Raw genomic sequence first — 13,694 nt, forward strand, 5'->3', positions numbered from 1 at the left:
CGCGTCATCAGTTATTGCCAAAAGCAACTTTACACGAGATAATTGATGCGTCAACAAAATTCTATCGATGAACACAGACTAAGGGTGAGAAAGAAAATGACAAGCGATCAGACCCGCTGGCTAACCGACGGCGAGCAGGACCTCTGGCGCACCATCCGCGAATTCCTTTGGCAATTCCCTAGCGCCATGGACCGCCAGTTGCTCCGCGATTCACAGATGCAGTCCGGAGAATATTCTGTCTTGGCCGTGCTATCCGAAGCACCCACCCCTAGTCTACGTCCGGCAGATATGGCAGAGGCACTACGCTGGGACCGCTCACGCCTATCTCACCTCTTGCGTCGCATGGAAGCCAAAGGGCTGATCAGTCGCTGCTCGGATGAGACCGATCGACGCGGCCACCAAATTGGGCTCACCGAACAGGGACTAGAAACCGTCAAGAGCGCAGCCCCTCACCATGTCACCTTTGTGCGTGAAACCCTTTTTGACTCGCTCGACGCCGATGAACTCAAAGCATTGGAATCTGCGTTACCCAAAATCTTGGACTCCCTGGAACGCCAAGGCCTGAAAGACTCGAGCTGCTCATAGCGGCAACTTCTAGCGGCTCTGCGCTGCCAACTCGCTGTTGCGCACCAGATCCGCGAACCGGCCACCACACTCAACCAACTCGTCAAAGGTTCCGGACTCGATAATCCGTCCATGCTCCAGAACAACAATTCGATCCGCGCGCATCACGGTGCTCAACCGGTGGGCAATCAGTAGGGTCGTGCGTCCAACGGCCAGCTCGTCCAGAGCACGCTGAACCAAAGCTTCAGTCACGGTGTCCAGGGCACTGGTTGCTTCATCGAGCACCAGCACCTTGGGCTGACGCAACATGGTTCGCGCGATAGCCAAGCGTTGTTGTTCCCCACCGGAGAACCGGTGTCCGCGCTGCCCAACTTCAGTGTCGATCCCCTGCGGCAAGCTGCGGATCAGTTCAGCGATTTGAGCAGCTTCGAGCACTTGCCACAACTGCTCTTCGCTGGCCTCGGGTGCAGCCCAGAGTAGGTTGGCTCGGACCGTGTCGTGCAATAGGTAGCTCTCCTGCGCCACCACCGAGACCACCTTGGAAAGCTCTTGTGGCGCATAGTCCTTCAGGTCCACCCCGTCGAGCAGTACCTGACCACCGGTCGGATCCAGCAAGCGGGGCAGCATGGATCCTAGAGTGGACTTTCCCGAGCCGGTAGACCCGACCACCGCGGTCATGGTTCCCGCCTCAAGAATTAGGTCCACCTTCTCCAAGGTGGTGCGATCCGATTGCGGGTAACTGAAGGTGACATTGCGCAGTTCAACCTCACCGCGAATCTTCTCTACCTGAACCGGCTTGGGATCCTTGGCAACCGGTAGCTCTTGGTCAGTGTCCAGGTATTCAAAGACTCGACTAAACAGCGCCATGGCCGAGACCCACTGGACGGATAGTTGCATCAGTCCCAAGACGGGGCGGAAGATACCCGCCTGCAACCCGGTGAAGGCAACGAGGGTACCGATGCTCATTCCGTCCCCGGTCACCGGCAAGCCGGCTGCGAGGTAGAGGGCTGCTGGAATCGCAGCGAAGATAATGCTCATGGTGGCCATACGCCAACGTCCGGCCAAAGCACTTTTCATTTCAAGGTCAATGAGCTTATGACTTGAATCAGCAAAGGCAGCTGCATCAGCGGAACCCGTACCCATGATCTTGGAGAGGCGAACGCCGGAAATGCTCAGGCGTTCTTCGATCAGCGAGGTCAGGTTAGACATCTCTCGCTGGCGGCGCCCGGTGACGGCTCGACGCAGCTTTGCCGTTTGCTTGGCCAATAAGATTGCTGGCGGGAAAACGATCAACGAAATCAGGCTCAGTTTCCACGAGATCGCGACCATCGCTACTGCGGTCGCGACGACTGTAGTCAGGTTTGAGGCGATGCTTGTTGCCGAGTTGGTGATGACCGACTGCATTTGCCCCACATCATTAATCAGTCGGGACTGCACGTCCCCGGAACGTGAATTAGTGAAGAAGCCCAGCGATTGCTTTTGTAGGTGAGTGAACAATCCCGTGCGCAGTCGGTGCATCACTCGTTGTCCCATCAAGGTGGCCCGCCAGGTTTGCACCACTTCCAGCACTGCAGTGGCTAGCGCAATCAGCACCAGTCCCCCGGCGCCAAAGACCAACAGGTGAACGTTGCTATTAGGAATGGCATCATCGATGAGTTCGCGGACGATGAATGGCTGGGCCAGCCCAATGATGGAGGAAGCGACAATCAGCACAACGACAGCAATGACTGAGCCGAGATGGGGCCGGAAGAGCTCGGCGACGCGCTTGAGGGACACCGGGTGTTCGGCCAGCCATTGCTTGTCCTGGACGGCGTTTTTCATTCGCCCACCCCCGGCTGCGCCCCCTGGATGCCCGGGCATTGATTTTGCGCTCATGGACCCTCCTTCATCTTTCTTTTCACTCAAAGAATAGCAGAGGTTACCTCACTATGTGGTTCCATCTTGAATTTGTTCTGAAGAACACACTATCCTTGAAGCTATGCACAACGAAGAGTCCAAGGATGACTTGGCAGATCTTTTCCTCCGGGCCTCACGCGTCATTCGTGGACGCTGGCGAGAAAATTTGATCCCGTTAGGAATTACCCCGCACCAATCGCGGGTATTGAGCTTGCTCAGCCATGCAGAACCCGAAGGCCTTCGCAACTCACAGCTGGCCGACAAACTACATATCGCCGCTCGCTCTACCACTGAGGTGGTGGACCAGTTGGAGGAAAAGCAGCTGATCATCCGCACCCCGGACCCAGCGGACCGTCGCGCCACCCTCATTACGCTCAGTGCCAGTGGAAAGGCACAGATTGGCGAGCTGTCCCGACTGCGCAGGGAAGGCATGGATAGCTACTTCGACAAGCTCTCCCCCAAAGATCGCAAGGAACTAACTCGACTCTTGGAAGTACTAGACCGAGAGAATCCGCGCCCGCCACGTGGCGATTGTAAACCGATCGGCCGGGACAAATAAGTTTAGTGAAAAGTGGCGGTGCTGAGAACGTCTCACAGTTCCCAGCACCGCCACTTCATGCCAATTTTTCTTGCGATAGAGCCTAGTTTTCGGTCTTACCTCGACGCCAGTACCCCATGAAGGCCACCTGCTTACGGTCAAGCCCTGCTTCTCGCACCAGGTACCGACGCATTTCCTTGACCGTGGCAGCTTCCCCGGCAACCCACGCATAAAACGGCGCCTTGTTAGCCTGGCCGGTCTCCCAGAGGATCTGCGAATCAATATCAATATCCTCGGGCTCAGCGTTGGTGTCCACCACGCCGGCCGCCGGAATGGCCACTACCTGCTTTAAGGTCGAGCGCAACAACTGGCCATGCTCACTGGTTCCACGAGTCAGCCACTGCACCGACACACCGGAACGGGTCGACGCTCCAAGAATATCCGTGGTTTCCGGAACCTCAATCAACGCATGTCCGGTGACATGCGAAGGCAAAGACTCCAGGATTGCGCAGATGGCTGGGGCCGCCGTCTCATCCCCTGCCAAGAGAATACGGCTGGCATCACCAGGACGGAACTCGATGCCACCATACGTCGAATCATTCAGGAACTTGTTTGGCCCCAACAAGAGCAGCTGGTCCCCCACTTCCGCCTGATCACCAAATTCGGTGGCCGGACCGCCGTGCAATTTTCCATCGACCATATGCCCGTGCATCACAAAATCAATGTCCAGCTCAGCGGTGAGCCCAACGTTATCGCGGTGCCCAGCTTCACGGAAGGCCCGGACGGTATAGGTGCGCATATAGCCGCGGGTATCAGGATCAATGGACAGCCACCGCTTATACCACCCAACCTGTTCGGCCGGGCTGGTCATCGCCTGCGGGCGCATGGAGGCGATTTCCTCGGTCAGTGCGCTCCCGCCAGCCGGTGGCAACAGCAGCTTGATACGCATATCCAGCGGGTGTGAGTTAGTCCCGAAGTAATCTAGGTCGCTACCGCTGAGGGTCAGTCGGCGGAAGGACGGCGAAAGTTCCTGACGGCTAATCACCGTCGCCTCAAAGGCCAAAGTTGGCACGTGTTCGTAGGCTGGGCGAGCCCGATCTTCCTCGGCGCTACCCTGCTCAGCTTCAACGTCAACAACGCTCTTAGCTTCTCCAGCCGATGGCTCTAACGCTTGTGGTTCGCTGCGGAAAATGCCCTTGGAGGCCAACACCTCTTCGGTACGCAAAACTCGGTGACGACCAATAGGCAGGACCAAGGGTGTGCCGCCCACCGGATCTGGAATCACACGGCTAGGCATACCAAAGACGTCCTTGACGGTCTTTTCGGTGACCACCTCGTTGGGGTGACCGGCAGCGTAGATCTTGCCATGGCGCAGAGCCACCAAATAGTCCGCGTAGCGCGCAGCCAAGTTCAAATCATGCAGCACGATCACCACGGTGATGCCGCGGCTTCGATTCAATTCGCTGACCACGTCCAGCACCTCAAGCTGATGCGCCACGTCCAAGAAGGTGGTGGGCTCATCGAGCAGAAGCAGGTCAGTTTCCTGTGCCAGGGCCATGGCGATCCAGACGCGCTGACGTTGTCCACCGGAAAGCTCATCCACCGCACGGTCGGCCAACTCGGTAGTCCCGGTCATCTCCATGGCATGGTTCACCGCCGCTTCGTCTTCGGCGGAGAAGCGCTTGAATAGGCCCTGGTGTGGGTAGCGACCACGACTGATCAGCTCACGTGCGGTAATGCCATCCGGTGCGGTCGGCGACTGTGGCAGCAGCCCCAAGGTCTTAGCAACTTCCTTGGCCGGCTTACTATGAATATCCGCACCGTCTAATAGCACCTGACCGCCAGTGGGTTTGAGCAGTCGAGACAGCGCACGCAAAAGTGTGGATTTACCACAGCCATTGGCCCCCACCACGATGCTCACCTGCCCGGTGGGAATGTCCAAAGACAGTTCATCAACGATGGTGACCTTGTCATAGGCCAAGGTCAGATCGCTAGCCTGCAAAGTGGCCATGGGTTAGCCCCCGTTTCCGGTTGAGTTGGCGCGCACCAGAATCCAGATCAGGAAGGGTGCGCCGAATGCGCCGGTAATAACGCCCACCGGCAGTACAAGATCTGCGAACAAGTTCGCTGCAAAAAAGTTTGCGATAACCACCAGGCTCGAGCCAGTTAGCCCGGCCAGTGCTATGTTGATCGGCCCACGGGACAACGCTGCGCTGATCGGGCCCGCCAGGAAGGCTACGAAGGCCAGCGGTCCAGTCACAGCGATGGGCAACGCACCCATGGCCACCGCAACAAAAACAAGTAGGGTACGAGCCTGGTTTACGTTCACGCCCAAGGCTGCAGCCGAGTCGTCGCCTAGTTCCAACATTTTCAGCTGACGAACCACGAAGGGAAGCAGCACTCCTCCAAGAACGCCAAGGCTAATGAGAAGCACCAAGGCGCTGTGCCAATTACTCGAAGACAAGGAACCAGTCAGCCAATGCATCACGTCACTAGCGGTATTCACTTCAGCCTGGGTCAAAAGATACTGGATCAGTGCCTGCAGCATGGACCCGACGGCCAGCCCGGCCAGAATCAGCCGAGGCCCGGTGCGTTTGCCCGAGGCCGATAACCAGTAGATCACCGCGGCGACAATCAATCCCCCGGCGAGCGCAAACGCGTTGAGCTTCCAGTCGGTATACCCCAGGGTGATCATGGCAAAAACCGCGGCTGCCGAAGCCCCGTAGCCCACACCGATTACATCGGGGCTGGCCAGCGGGTTGCCCAGCCAACGTTGGAAGAGCGCACCAGAAATACCAAGTCCAGCGCCAGCCAAGGCCCCGACGGCCACACGCGGTAGCCTATCGTCCATGATAATAAAGCTGGTTCCAGGAACATTTTGACCGGTGAGTACCTGCAGAACTTCCGCTGCTGGCAGGCGGTCTCGGCCCCAGAATAGATAGGCCACGATGGCAAGCACTATGGCCGCCGACATCCAAAGCGTTGTTCGCAGCACCCGGTTGGTCGGGGTCCGCATCATCTCGTTGGTGCTCATAGACTCACCGACTTCATACCGCTGCGCATCATGAGGATAAAGAGCGGTCCACCGATCAGTGCACACATGACGCCGACCTGGATTTCACTCGGTGGGGCAATCACGCGCCCAACGGTATCAGCCACTAATAAGAGGATCGGCCCGGCCAACAAGGACCCTGGCATTAGCCAACGATAGTCTGATCCGACTAACAAGCGCACCGCGTGAGGAATCATCAGACCAACAAAGGCGATAGGCCCAGCCACTGCTGTCGCGGTACCGGCGAGCAGAATCACCCCGATGGAGCCGAGCAAGCGAGCCCGGCCGAGGTTGAACCCCAAGGCGGTGGCGGTGTCATCTCCCATGGACACGGCGTTGGAAACGCGTGCGGTGGACAGGACGATCAATGCGCCGGCTGCCACCACCGGTGCTGCCCCGAGGAACGTGTCCACAGAGGTGCTGGAGAGCGTTCCAATTTGCCACATGCGGAAGCGATCCAAGGTGGAATCCGAGATCATCAAGATGGCGTTGGTGATAGCACCGACACCCACAGCCAAGGCAGCACCGCCAAGAGCTAGCTTGATCGGAGTCGCACCTTCGCGGCCCACGTTGGCCACCAGGTACACCAGGGTCATTACCACGGCGGCACCAATGAAAGCGGCTATCATGATGCCGGTTAGCGAGCTGACGCCTAGGAACGCCATGGCTACCACGACGCTCATGGATGCTCCTGCGTTCAGTCCGAGGATGCCGGTGTCAGCCAATGGGTTTCGGGTCAGACCCTGCAAACCTGCCCCGGCCATCCCTAGGGCCGCTCCAACCACGATGGCTCCCACAGTACGTGCGAACCGTGAGGCGACAACTCCTTGGTCGCCGTTGTTCGCGTCAAAATGCCAGAGAGCATCACCGAGCGTGGACAGTGAAACAGCGCGCGCCCCAAAGAGTAAAGACGCACAAATTGCCGCCGCTAAAAGCACCGCGAGGATGACAAATGCCCCGAGTTTGCGTGGCATACGTACCGTTGAAGCGTTAGGCTCCGGGCGCGTCACACTTTCAGTCGAGGTCATTGCTTCCTACACTCATTGCTATGGCTCATCTTTCCATTCCCACCCTGATTGCTCCGGGGATCGCCGTGTTGCAGGCTGATAACCCTTCGGAAATGACGCTGGATGGGACAAATTCTTATCTGCTCTTTGATCCGAAGATTTCTACCTTGAGCCCTGGCACCGAGGTCGTGCTGATCGATCCCGGCCCTGAGCTTGAGCCTCATCTTCAATCTTTGGCCCAGTTTAGTATTCGACTGGTGCTGATCACCCATCGTCATGCGGACCACACCGGTGGAATTGATTTTCTGCACCGGATTAGCCCCACGCCGGTACGGGCCCAATCCCCTGAATTCTGCCGCGAGGCCGCACCGCTCGAAGACCAGGAGACCATCAATTGCGCGGGTGTGAATGTTAAGGTGCATTTCACTCCCGGCCACACCTCGGATTCGGTCTGTTTCACAACGCTGGGAGATACCCCGCAGTTGTTTACCGGCGATACCGTGTTGGGCCGAGGAACCACCATTTTGGATCATCCCGACGGAACGCTGGGCGACTATCTCGCCTCGCTGAACAGGTTGTTGAATCTGGCAGATATGCCCCTGCATCCTGCCCATGGTGAGCAACACAGCACCTCGCATCAGTTGCTGCGTGCTTACCTTGCTCATCGCGAGTCTCGTTTGGATCAAGTTCGTGATGCCCTGCTCAAACTCGGCAAGGCCGGGGCGGACGTGGATCCAACACAGTTGCTGGATGCTGTCTACCCCGACCTGGATCCGCGTCTGGTAGGCGCGGCTAGCCGATCCTTGGAAGCGCAGTTGCACTATCTAGCGTCGAATCGCTAACGGCTACTTTGCTTTGGCTGCGTTTTCGGCAGCCTTCACGATCTTTGGAACAACCTTGTCCAACGACCATTCCAAGGACAGAGGTGAAGCTGCCGAGATCGCAAGAGTTGCCTCATCGGAACCTGGCAGAGCCACGGCGTCATTCTTCACTGCAGGAATCTGACCGTACAGCGGCTGCGCCTTCACGATGTCTTCGGTGGTGTTACCGGCGATTGCCGAGGAGAAGAGAATATCTGACTTCCACTCGTTGACCTTTTCCGGAGAAACGGTGAAGAAGAAGGTGTCCTTGGCTGCGTTCTTCTGAACGTAGTCCGCCTGCTTCATCCCCAATGAGGTCAAGAAGCGTGGACGGGTATCGCCTTCGGAGTACACGTAGGCAGTATCAGGTGCGGAGAGATCAGAAGCGATGAAGGTGGTGTCCTTCAAGACTGGGTTGTCTTCGCCGACCTTGGCCAAGTCGCCTTCAACCTTTTTGATCAGGGTCTCGGCCTGGTCTTGCTTACCCAGCATCTGACCGGCGGCTTCGGTCACTTCCTCCCAGCTGGTGGTGTAGTTTGCCTTGATCGGGCCAACTACTGGGGCGATCTTTTCCAGCTTTTCGTACTGTTCCTTCTTCAAACCCGAGTAAGGAGCGAAGATGACGTCCGGCTTAGTCTTAGCAATAGCCGTGTAGTCCGGATCGTCGCCGGTAGCAAACTGCGCCGGAGCGTTCTCAGAACCGATCGAAGCATCCAGCTTAGCTAGAGCCTCATCCTTCCAGGACGTCGACTTGTTTTCGTTCTGACCGTACGCGTCAGCATCCATGCCCACTGGGACGGTATCAAGTGCAAGCAAGGTGTCAGCGTTGACCCACGAGATGGTCGCTACGCGTTCTGGCGCCTTATCAATTGTGGTTTCACCATAAATGTTCTTGATGGTGACCGGGGTGAAGGAATCTGCGGACTTGGCCGAGGGATCAGCCGAAGACGATGCTGCGTTCTCCGAGGAGCCACAGGCGGTCAGGCTCAGTGCGAGGATTGCGGTGGACGCGGCGAAGATCCCGGCGCGACGTGAAATTTTCATGGGTCGGTGGTTCCAGACTATGCGAGGTTCTGTGAAACATAACTGCCAAGATAGGTAAGGGTTACCTATCTGAGCCGTATGCCACATTACGCGGTTTGCTGATCAATACGCAACATGAAACGTACCTAATCATCACACCTGAAGTGATGATAACCATTGACCGTCATGACTTCCCCCGTCTGATTACTGCTTTTACTCTCCAGCTGAAACTAGCTTCGCAGGATCAGCCACCAAAATTGAGACCCGAATCATCACCAACCCAAGACCCACAGCCCCAATAATCGTCAGCACCGTCAACGGACTGGTGATCACTGCCATACCGGCTAGTGGTAGGACCAGGATCGTTGAAGCGACGGCAAAACCAATCGCGGCGCTCAGGGCAGGAATCATCAAAGACTTTGTTCTCGCGGCGTTCACCGTGGACCATTCCATGCCCAAACGATTCAATCCCGTGTACAAATCGGCACGATCCAGCGTGGCAGCACTCTGGCTATTGGCCGAGGAAGCTGCGACGCAGATGAACGTAATAGCCAAGGTCACCAATACACCGGTGAGAATGTCGCCGGGCAAATAGTCATACCAAGAGCTCTCTACCACTTCTGATTCCGTCAGTTTCATCATTGCAGCTCCACTGCCACCAACTACGGCAACAAACGAGGCCATTGCGACACCTGAGACCTGGCGCCATGATTCGGTAGGGCTCTCCAGAATCATGCGGGCCGCCAAAAGCTGTTGGGGGCTACTTGCCTTTTTGAGTTTGCTCGCCCCCACCTTGGAGACCAGATAGGGTCCAACCAGATTCAGTACCAGTAGACCGAATCCCAAACCAGCGACAATCACGACGATCAAGACCGCCATCTCTTGAGCGACCGACCCCAAGTTAGAAAACACCAGATACAGCACCCCGATGCTGCCCACGGTAATCAGCGCCCGCTTCCAACTTGGAACCGGAACCGTGCGACGGGTGGCCACCGCTAGCGGGGTGATCACTAGTTTTCGAAGACCTGCCACGGCACTAATAGCCGCAATGATGACCACCGCGAATACTGCGATGGCCACGATCCATACAGGCAGGTAAATCGCCGCACCGATTGGAGCACCCTGGAACCGAATCAAGGAAGCTAAGGGTGCGCAGGCGAAATACAGCATCACCCCTGCCAAGGTGCCAACTAGTGCTGTGCCCACAGCTTGCAATACGGCCAGGATGCTCACCTGTCCGCCGGTGGCTCCGAGTAGCCGCAGCGAGGACAAGGCACGATCGTTGGCTCGTGCGGAGAGCCTGGCAGCTGATGCGCCGAGGACCAATAACGGAATGACCAGTAGCACCACGGCGAGCGCCGCTAGCGGAACATACGTTCCCTGAGCTTCAGCCTCAAAGGTGGTGAAGGAATGCGCTCCACCCAGAACGATGAGCAGGATGGCGCTGAGGATTGCATAGGCGCTGACAGTAAGTATCTGGGGAGCCAATCGATTCTTGACCGGTCGTGCCAGCAACCATGAAAGATGAAGCATATTCATCGCACGCCACCGTCCATGTTGTTCGCCGCGCGGCTGTCGCTGATCAGATTGCCATCTTGCAACTTCACCACCCGGTCACAACGGGCAGCCACCGCCGCATCATGGGTGACCATCACCAGAGATTTACCCTGGCCGACGGTGCAGCCCAGCAATACGTCGAGCACTTCGGTTCCTGTGCTTGAATCCAACGCGCCTGTTGGTTCATCAGCAAACACCACCATGGCTCCGGTGACTTGCGCTCTAGCGATGGCTACACGTTGGACCTGCCCGCCAGAAAGCTGGCCGATGCGACGTTGCTCCATGCCGGCAAGACCCAAAGCGACTAGAGCTTGCCTAGCTTGTTCGATGGCCGCCACACGAGATACGCCGTTGATCATCAAGGCCATGGCCACATTCTCTTCGGCGGTCAATTCCGGAATCAGCAAGCCGGATTGGAAGACAAATCCAAAGGCTTCTCTGCGAAGTTTGGTTCGGGCTTTGTCCCTGAGTTCGAGTAGCTCTAGCGAAGTTTGTCCGGGAAGATTCAGCCGAATGCTTCCAGAATCAGGAAGCTCAATACCGGCCAAGGCATGAAGCAATGTTGATTTTCCGGATCCGGAAGGACCCATGATGGCCAGTGACTCTCCAAGGTAAATGTGAAGATTTACGCCATTGAGAGCGATAGTAGTTCCGAAGCTTCGACGCAGATTTTGAGCAGTCAGTACGGGTGGATGATCAAAGGAATTTTCAAGCATGACTCAATGTTTTCAATATTGAGCTTGGCGCACATCAGCGCACAAGACGAAGTAGTTCCTCGGTGGTGTCATCCCGAAGTAGGAACGATTTCCACCTGGAGCAGTACTACAGGAGTTCTTTGACAGGCAATGAAATTGGAACTGTATACCCAACCTTTCTGTGCCCCCTGCGTGCGGACACGACAAACCGTGGCTAGGGCTCAGGAGCTACTTCCGGACCTTGTCGTGGAAGAAATTAATGTTGTCGAACAGGTGAAGCGAGGCGAAGACCTCGGCGTGACCAGCACCCCGATGATCCGACTAATGCAAGACGACACGGAAAAGTTTAGAGCCAGCAGCACTCCCACGTTGCCCCAACTACTTACCGCGATTGCCCGGGCCAGCGACTAGTCTCACGTAGGCCATAAGCCCAAGATGCACTGATCTCCGGCCGGGATGGGGAACAATAGATCAGGTGATAACTGTGCCCGGCGTTGAACATGAATGCTTCCAACGCGTCTTAGCTGATTCTTCCAATCGTATTGAATGGCTACGGGCACGAGCGCAAGGTATTACCGCAACAGATGTTGCCAAACTTTCCACCGAGAAATCCATTAAGAATGCTGCCTGGGACAAGCTCTACGGCAACGGATTTTCTGGCAATCCCTACACAGATCATGGTCGTAAACGCGAGCCAGTGATCGCCGCCTGGGTTCAAGAGAACTTTAATATTTTCCCCTCCTCCCAGCTCTTCCATTCACAGGCCTCCCGCCTGCACCTAGCTACTCCCGACGGTTTGGGCTTTGATGCTTCGGGCGCTCCGGTCTTGGCAGAAATCAAGACCACCAATAAACCTTTTAAGAAAATCCCAAAGAACTACCTGCGCCAAATCTTGTGGCAACAACACGTAATTGGTGCCGAACGCACATTATTTGTGTGGGAAGAGCACCAGGATTTCATACCGTTGCGTGACGTGCCCGAGTACCTCTGGGTAGAACGAGACGATGATCTGATTCAGGACTTGATCGACAAAGCTGAGTCCTTGATCGCCGCGCTTCGTGAGGCCACAGCACGCCAGGAGCGTTACAACGACTACGGCCCCGCGGCGCTTCGCCTCTAACTGTGGGCAATAAAAATGATCCTTCACGCTATCAGGGCGTGAAGGATCATTTATATTCAGCTCGTTGACGAGCTCACTAGACGGAGTTTCCAGGGACCATCCGAGGGTCTGGCAGACTTTCCGGGTAGCTCTCCAAAAGCTCTGAAAGAAGCTTTTCCCGGATCATGTTGCGCAAGCCCCACAAGTCCCCTGCATTGCGTGCCGAAACATAGACGGTCACTGTCTGCAAACCGTTCTGCACATCGGTCACCAACAAATCATTTTCGCGACCGTCCCATAGATCAGAGGCCTCGAGTAGCTCGGTGGTCCGTTGACGCAGGTAGCCTATCGGTGCATTCAGCTTGAGCTGTAGCGCGACATTGCCCGAAATTTCGGTGCTGCGACGCGACCAATTTTCAAAGGGAGTGGTGGTGAAATACGTGGATGGAAGGATCATTCGCCGTCCATCCAGCAATAAGACCACTACATAGGACAAGGTGATTTCTTCAACTGATCCGCGTTCGCCTTCAACCACGATGGTGTCATCGACTCGAATTGAATCGGTGAAAGCAACCTGCAGCCCGGCAAAGACATTCGCGAGTGTGGACTGCACTGCCAAACCAACTACGACCGATGCTAGGCCGGCCGAGGCCAAAAGTCCTGCACCTAAGGCTCTGACTTGTTCGATCGTCAACAGCACGGCGGCGACTGCCAAAATGCACAATACTGCGATGAGCACTCGGCGCATCAGGCCCACTTGGGTTTGCACCTTGGCCAGTCGCCGTCCTGGACCAAACTTCGATTCGAAGCGGGCCATCATTCCAGCTTCAACCACGCGCACCAGTTTGATGATGAACCACGTCAAGAAGAAGACCAGGATGATCAGAATGACAAATTGCCAAGGGTTGTACCAGTCGCGGTTCCGGTAGAACAGCGCAAAGGCGGACTTGGCAATGATGGAAGTGATCAGGCCAAAGAATGGAAGTCGAGTTGCACGTACGTCAGCTTCCTCAACGCCGATTCGCCGAAGAATTCGACGGGCAATCGTGCTGAAGACAAAGGCCAAGATGGCAGCAAATACTGCGCCGGCCAGTACAACAGCCCAGAATTGCATCGATTCAGGGAGAAAGGTTGAAACGTTAACAACTTCCTCGACAGTTTCGTCGATGGGATCAACGGGAGTAGGAGACATGTTTATAGGATGTCACACGGCACTAAATAATTGCTGTGCAAAATCTTGCCGAAACCTTGTCTCGCCGTGGATCACGGGAGGTCTTGATCACATATACCCACTGAGCGCTGACACTAAATAATCTACGATTCAGTGCGTGCTTTTGATAGCCACCAAGGTTGACGCTTTGTGAGTCCTTGAACGTAACACCCGATCAACCCAAGGGTAAATG

General features: G+C 56.2%; 13 protein-coding genes. 5 read left to right on the forward strand and 8 right to left on the reverse strand.

All coding sequences use genetic code 11. The features are described from left to right. Positions 1-96: 96 nt before the first annotated feature. Entirely contained in the window at positions 97-585 is a 489-nt protein-coding gene (locus FJV47_RS09210; protein ID WP_159612229.1) for a MarR family winged helix-turn-helix transcriptional regulator, read from the forward strand. A 9-nt stretch (positions 586-594) separates the two neighbouring features. Here the strand turns inward: FJV47_RS09210 and FJV47_RS09215 are convergent, their stop codons facing one another. Continuing rightward, a complete protein-coding gene (locus FJV47_RS09215) occupies positions 595-2,439 on the reverse strand; it encodes an ABC transporter ATP-binding protein (protein WP_235026400.1) in 1,845 nt (614 codons plus the stop codon). A gap of 103 nt (positions 2,440-2,542) precedes the next feature. Here FJV47_RS09215 and FJV47_RS09220 point away from each other — a divergent pair, with 103 nt between their 5' ends. After that, complete coding sequence (locus FJV47_RS09220; RefSeq protein WP_159612231.1) at positions 2,543-3,019, forward strand: MarR family winged helix-turn-helix transcriptional regulator; 477 nt, start codon at positions 2,543-2,545, stop codon at positions 3,017-3,019. Between the two features lie 82 nt (positions 3,020-3,101). On the opposite strand, the gene FJV47_RS09225 is transcribed toward FJV47_RS09220, so the two are convergent. Genes FJV47_RS09225 through FJV47_RS09235 form a run of 3 tightly spaced genes read right to left on the reverse strand, consistent with a single transcriptional unit; the run spans position 3,102 to position 7,078 of the window. After that, positions 3,102-5,009 carry an SIP domain-containing protein gene (locus FJV47_RS09225; protein WP_159612233.1) on the reverse strand — a complete coding sequence of 636 codons (1,908 nt, stop codon included), beginning with the start codon at positions 5,007-5,009 and terminating at the stop codon, positions 3,102-3,104. A gap of 3 nt (positions 5,010-5,012) precedes the next feature. Further along, positions 5,013-6,032 carry an iron chelate uptake ABC transporter family permease subunit gene (locus FJV47_RS09230; protein WP_159612235.1) on the reverse strand — a complete coding sequence of 340 codons (1,020 nt, stop codon included), beginning with the start codon at positions 6,030-6,032 and terminating at the stop codon, positions 5,013-5,015. Continuing rightward, a complete protein-coding gene (locus FJV47_RS09235) occupies positions 6,029-7,078 on the reverse strand; it encodes an iron ABC transporter permease (protein ID WP_159612237.1) in 1,050 nt (349 codons plus the stop codon). Before FJV47_RS09235 ends, FJV47_RS09230 begins: the two co-directional genes overlap by 4 nt. Before the next feature lie 20 nt (positions 7,079-7,098). Here FJV47_RS09235 and FJV47_RS09240 point away from each other — a divergent pair, with 20 nt between their 5' ends. Then, entirely contained in the window at positions 7,099-7,899 is an 801-nt protein-coding gene (locus tag FJV47_RS09240; RefSeq protein ID WP_159612239.1) for an MBL fold metallo-hydrolase, read from the forward strand. Positions 7,900-7,902: 3 nt separating this feature from the next. On the opposite strand, the gene FJV47_RS09245 is transcribed toward FJV47_RS09240, so the two are convergent. The 3 genes from FJV47_RS09245 to FJV47_RS09255 form a co-directional block, all read right to left on the reverse strand. Continuing rightward, a complete protein-coding gene (locus FJV47_RS09245; RefSeq protein WP_159612241.1) occupies positions 7,903-8,961 on the reverse strand; it encodes an ABC transporter substrate-binding protein in 1,059 nt (352 codons plus the stop codon). A 192-nt stretch (positions 8,962-9,153) separates the two neighbouring features. After that, positions 9,154-10,479, reverse strand: a complete 1,326-nt coding sequence (locus FJV47_RS09250; protein WP_159612243.1) for an FtsX-like permease family protein — start codon at positions 10,477-10,479, stop codon at positions 9,154-9,156. Further along, a complete protein-coding gene (locus FJV47_RS09255) occupies positions 10,476-11,213 on the reverse strand; it encodes an ABC transporter ATP-binding protein (RefSeq protein ID WP_159612245.1) in 738 nt (245 codons plus the stop codon). The genes FJV47_RS09250 and FJV47_RS09255 overlap by 4 nt, the downstream gene beginning before the upstream one ends. Positions 11,214-11,402: 189 nt before the next feature. Between FJV47_RS09255 and FJV47_RS09260 the strand changes: the two genes are divergently transcribed. Together FJV47_RS09260 and FJV47_RS09265 are read left to right on the forward strand one after the other, a co-directional pair. Further along, complete coding sequence (locus tag FJV47_RS09260; RefSeq protein ID WP_159612247.1) at positions 11,403-11,603, forward strand: thioredoxin; 201 nt, start codon at positions 11,403-11,405, stop codon at positions 11,601-11,603. A gap of 73 nt (positions 11,604-11,676) precedes the next feature. Then, on the forward strand, positions 11,677-12,312 hold the full coding sequence (locus tag FJV47_RS09265; RefSeq protein ID WP_159612249.1) for a YqaJ viral recombinase family protein: 636 nt from the start codon (positions 11,677-11,679) through the stop codon (positions 12,310-12,312). A 76-nt stretch (positions 12,313-12,388) separates the two neighbouring features. Here the strand turns inward: FJV47_RS09265 and FJV47_RS09270 are convergent, their stop codons facing one another. Continuing rightward, positions 12,389-13,483 (reverse strand): mechanosensitive ion channel family protein, encoded by a 1,095-nt coding sequence (locus FJV47_RS09270; protein ID WP_159612251.1) that lies wholly within the window; start codon positions 13,481-13,483, stop codon positions 12,389-12,391. Positions 13,484-13,694 lie beyond the last annotated feature (211 nt).

This window comes from Glutamicibacter sp. JC586 (assembly GCF_009805585.1).
Classification (GTDB): Bacteria; Actinomycetota; Actinomycetes; order Actinomycetales; family Micrococcaceae; genus Glutamicibacter.

Coding starts and splice junctions, on each gene's coding strand:
- FJV47_RS09210 (WP_159612229.1), top strand. CDS start 97: ATGACAAGCGATCAGACCCGCTGGCTAACCGACGGCGAGCAGGACCTC.
- FJV47_RS09215 (WP_235026400.1), bottom strand. CDS start 2,439: ATGAGCGCAAAATCAATGCCCGGGCATCCAGGGGGCGCAGCCGGGGGT.
- FJV47_RS09220 (WP_159612231.1), top strand. CDS start 2,543: ATGCACAACGAAGAGTCCAAGGATGACTTGGCAGATCTTTTCCTCCGG.
- FJV47_RS09225 (WP_159612233.1), bottom strand. CDS start 5,009: ATGGCCACTTTGCAGGCTAGCGATCTGACCTTGGCCTATGACAAGGTC.
- FJV47_RS09230 (WP_159612235.1), bottom strand. CDS start 6,032: ATGAGCACCAACGAGATGATGCGGACCCCGACCAACCGGGTGCTGCGA.
- FJV47_RS09235 (WP_159612237.1), bottom strand. CDS start 7,078: ATGACCTCGACTGAAAGTGTGACGCGCCCGGAGCCTAACGCTTCAACG.
- FJV47_RS09240 (WP_159612239.1), top strand. CDS start 7,099: ATGGCTCATCTTTCCATTCCCACCCTGATTGCTCCGGGGATCGCCGTG.
- FJV47_RS09245 (WP_159612241.1), bottom strand. CDS start 8,961: ATGAAAATTTCACGTCGCGCCGGGATCTTCGCCGCGTCCACCGCAATC.
- FJV47_RS09250 (WP_159612243.1), bottom strand. CDS start 10,479: ATGAATATGCTTCATCTTTCATGGTTGCTGGCACGACCGGTCAAGAAT.
- FJV47_RS09255 (WP_159612245.1), bottom strand. CDS start 11,213: ATGCTTGAAAATTCCTTTGATCATCCACCCGTACTGACTGCTCAAAAT.
- FJV47_RS09270 (WP_159612251.1), bottom strand. CDS start 13,483: ATGTCTCCTACTCCCGTTGATCCCATCGACGAAACTGTCGAGGAAGTT.